The sequence below is a fragment of the Sulfurimonas sp. genome, assembly GCF_014859695.1.
Lineage (GTDB): Bacteria > Campylobacterota > Campylobacteria > Campylobacterales > Sulfurimonadaceae > Sulfurimonas.
Genome location: NZ_JACUTS010000134.1, coordinates 1 through 3,150 on the forward strand (window position 1 = coordinate 1; position 3,150 = coordinate 3,150).

3 protein-coding genes and 1 other RNA gene are annotated in these 3,150 nt (G+C 39.1%); 2 read left to right on the forward strand and 2 right to left on the reverse strand.

Going from position 1 to position 3,150, the window contains the following annotated elements; genetic code table 11:
• Positions 1–219 precede the first annotated feature (219 nt).
• The gene (gene groES / locus IBX42_RS11820) at positions 220–480 is read left to right on the forward strand and encodes a co-chaperone GroES (RefSeq protein WP_294933134.1); all 261 of its coding nucleotides are present in this window, start codon (positions 220–222) and stop codon (positions 478–480) included.
• Positions 481–496: 16 nt separating this feature from the next.
• Positions 497–2,125 carry a chaperonin GroEL gene (gene groL, locus IBX42_RS11825; RefSeq protein WP_294933135.1) on the forward strand — a complete coding sequence of 543 codons (1,629 nt, stop codon included), beginning with the start codon at positions 497–499 and terminating at the stop codon, positions 2,123–2,125.
• Positions 2,126–2,224: 99 nt separating this feature from the next.
• Here the strand turns inward: groL and IBX42_RS11830 are convergent, their stop codons facing one another.
• Both IBX42_RS11830 and ssrA read right to left on the reverse strand, forming a co-directional pair.
• Positions 2,225–2,575 (reverse strand): DUF3147 family protein, encoded by a 351-nt coding sequence (locus IBX42_RS11830; RefSeq protein ID WP_294933136.1) that lies wholly within the window; start codon positions 2,573–2,575, stop codon positions 2,225–2,227.
• Positions 2,576–2,698: 123 nt separating this feature from the next.
• Positions 2,699–3,083, reverse strand: a transfer-messenger RNA (tmRNA) gene (gene ssrA / locus IBX42_RS11835).
• Positions 3,084–3,150 lie beyond the last annotated feature (67 nt).

Here is a 3,150-nt window from a genome sequence, read left to right on the forward strand (position 1 = left end):
CCAAGTTTAATTTCTTGATTAAGTGAAATTTTATTTTTCATCGGATTTACCTAATCAAAAAGTAAAAATACAACCCTAAAAGTAAAGAATGGATACTTACATCAATGGTATTGAGTATATTTAGTAAGAAGAGTTTAGTGTTATCGACTAAAGATGTTGACTTTGTTACTGTATTTGTGTATTATTGCGCTCGTAAATTATGTTATTTAAGGAGTTTAAATGAATTTTCAACCATTAGGAAAAAGAGTCCTGGTAAAAAGAGTAGAAGAGGCAAATACTACTAGCAGTGGTATTATTATTCCTGATAATGCACAAGAGAAGCCTTCAAAAGGTGAAGTAGTGGCGGTTAGTTCTGAGGTTAGCGATATCTCTTGCGGAGATATGGTTGTTTTTGGTAAATTTTCAGGGAGTGAAATCTCACTTGATGGCGATAAGTTTCTGGTTTTAGAGACTGAAGATGTTTTTGGAATAGTAAAATAAATTTAAAGGATTTTTAATGGCAAAAGAGATAATTTTTTCAGACAATGCAAGAAATGCGCTGGCTCGCGGTATTGCAAAACTAACAGATGCAGTAAAAGTGACTATGGGACCTCGCGGTCGTAATGTTTTAATCCAAAAGAGTTACGGTAACCCGGTAATTACAAAAGACGGTGTTTCTGTTGCAAGAGAGATAGAACTAAAAGATAAGCTAGAAAATATGGGCGCTACGCTTGTCAAGGATGTGGCTTCAAAAACTGCCGATGAGGCGGGAGACGGAACAACGACGGCGACTGTTTTAGCAAATGCAATCTTCTCTGAAGGTCTTAGAAATATCACGGCGGGTGCAAATCCTATTGAAGTTAAACGCGGTATGGATAAGGCATGTGAAGCAATTTTGGCACACTTAAAAGCAGCTAGTAAAGTTGTAAACGGCAAAAAAGATATTGCTCAAGTTGCGACTATCTCTGCAAATTCCGATGAGCAAATCGGAAATATGATTGCTGAAGCTATGGAAAAAGTAGGTCAAGACGGCGTTATTACCGTTGAAGAGGCTAAGGGAATAGTAGATGAGCTTGATGTAGTTGAAGGTATGCAGTTTGACCGCGGGTTTTTAAGCCCATACTTTATAACAAATACCGAGAAGATGACTGCTGAGATAGAAAATCCTTGGATTTTGCTTGTTGATAGCAAAATTACTTCATTAAAAGATTTACTGCCTGTTTTAGAGCAGGTTCAAAAGACTTCTCGCCCGCTTCTTATAATTGCAGAAGATGTCGAAGGTGAAGCACTTTCAACTTTAGTTGTAAATAAACTTCGCGGTGTTTTAAATATCTCTGCCGTAAAAGCTCCCGGTTTTGGAGATAGAAGAAAAGCGATGCTTCAAGACATCTCTATTTTAACTGCAGGAACCGTTATCTCTGAAGAGACTGGGCATACCCTTAACGCAGCAACTTTAGAGCATTTAGGGCAAGCTTCTCGTGTCGTAATCGACAAAGACAACACTGTTATTGTGAATGGTGCAGGCAAAGCTGAGAATGTACAAAAAAGAATCGCTGAGATCAAGGTTCAAATAGATGCAACCTCTAGTGAATATGACAAAGAGAAGCTACAAGAGCGTTTGGCAAAACTAAGCGGCGGTGTAGCAGTCATAAAAGTCGGTGCAGCAAGTGAGACTGAGATGAAAGAGAAAAAAGACAGAGTTGACGATGCACTCTCAGCTACAAAAGCTGCTGTTGAAGAGGGAATCGTAATCGGCGGAGGTGCTGCTCTCGTTCGCGCCGGCGCAAAAGTAAAACTAGACCTAACAGGTGATCAAAAAATTGGGTGTGAGATAATCCTTCGTGCTATCAAAGCCCCACTTAGACAGATTGCTACAAATGCAGGCTATGATGCCGGTGTTGTTGTAAACGCGGTTGAGAGTGCGACAAATGAGAACATTGGTTTTAACGCTGCAACAGGCGAATATGTAGATATGTTTGAAGTCGGAATCATCGACCCGTTTAAAGTCGGGCGCGTAGCTCTTACAAATGCTACTTCTATTTCAAGCCTGCTTTTAACAACCGAAGCGGCAATATATGAACTGCCTGAAGAAAAATCCGAAATGCCAGATATGAGCGGCATGGGTGGTATGCCGGGAATGATGTAGTTCGTTATACACAAAGCAACTGCTTATCCTTCTTATCCCCTCTGAAATAGAGGGGAGATATCATTCTGACATGTCATAATTTTTTTGATTTAATAATCTCTATATCCTGATTCCTAGCTTTTCAAGCAAAAGTATAACGCTGTAGTAAGCGAAAACTGTCAGGGCGATTGAAATAATCATGCTCAAATAAAAACCAATCCCTTTTTCTATCAATATCGGAAAAACAATAAATAGCGTCATTGACGGGGCTATTAACCAAACAATGCTCTTTGAGAACTCTACGGCTTTTAGGCTGCTGTTTGTATCTATGTACATCCAAGTCATTGCCAGTATGGACACAAGAGGTATGGCCGCCAATATTGCACCAGCTATACTGCTTCTTTTTGCTATTTCAGAAATCAATACGATTAAAAGTGCTGTAATTATCAGTTTTGTTATATAATATGCCAATTAAAAGTTCCTTAAAGCTAATATAGTTCATATTCTAGCACGGAGCGGCTTTAATTGGTTGTACTTTTTTATGCAGTTTTTTAACGAGTGTTTTTAATTTTGTCTTGAGGAATAATTGCTAATTGGTGGAGCTGTGGAGGATCGAACTCCAGTCCGAAACCACGCTACTCCTAACGTCTACATGTTTAGTAAAGTTGTTTGAGTTTAATCTTGCTTCGCACAGCTTGCAAAGCTACGCAAGACGAGCCTCTTGAGTTCATTTCATGTTCGAGACAAACATAAAGTATATCTACATAAGGGTTATACTTCGAATCCTATTTATCTAGAGTCCATAGGTGAAGCAGCCCGCCTTCCAGTCTTAGTGGAAGGGGTTAAAACTTATGCTACTGCGTAAGCTGGGCGGTAATTTGTATTGTTTGCGTTTAAGCAAGTTGAGCCGCGTAACGGAAATGCTCAGTCCGACATGCAATTAGAAGCTACTTGATCCCGTCGAAACCAGATCAGCCCCATGAGTAGAATTGTAACATAATTTTTGTAAATATAAATTAAAAAAACCCTGCAAGATAGCTCAATTG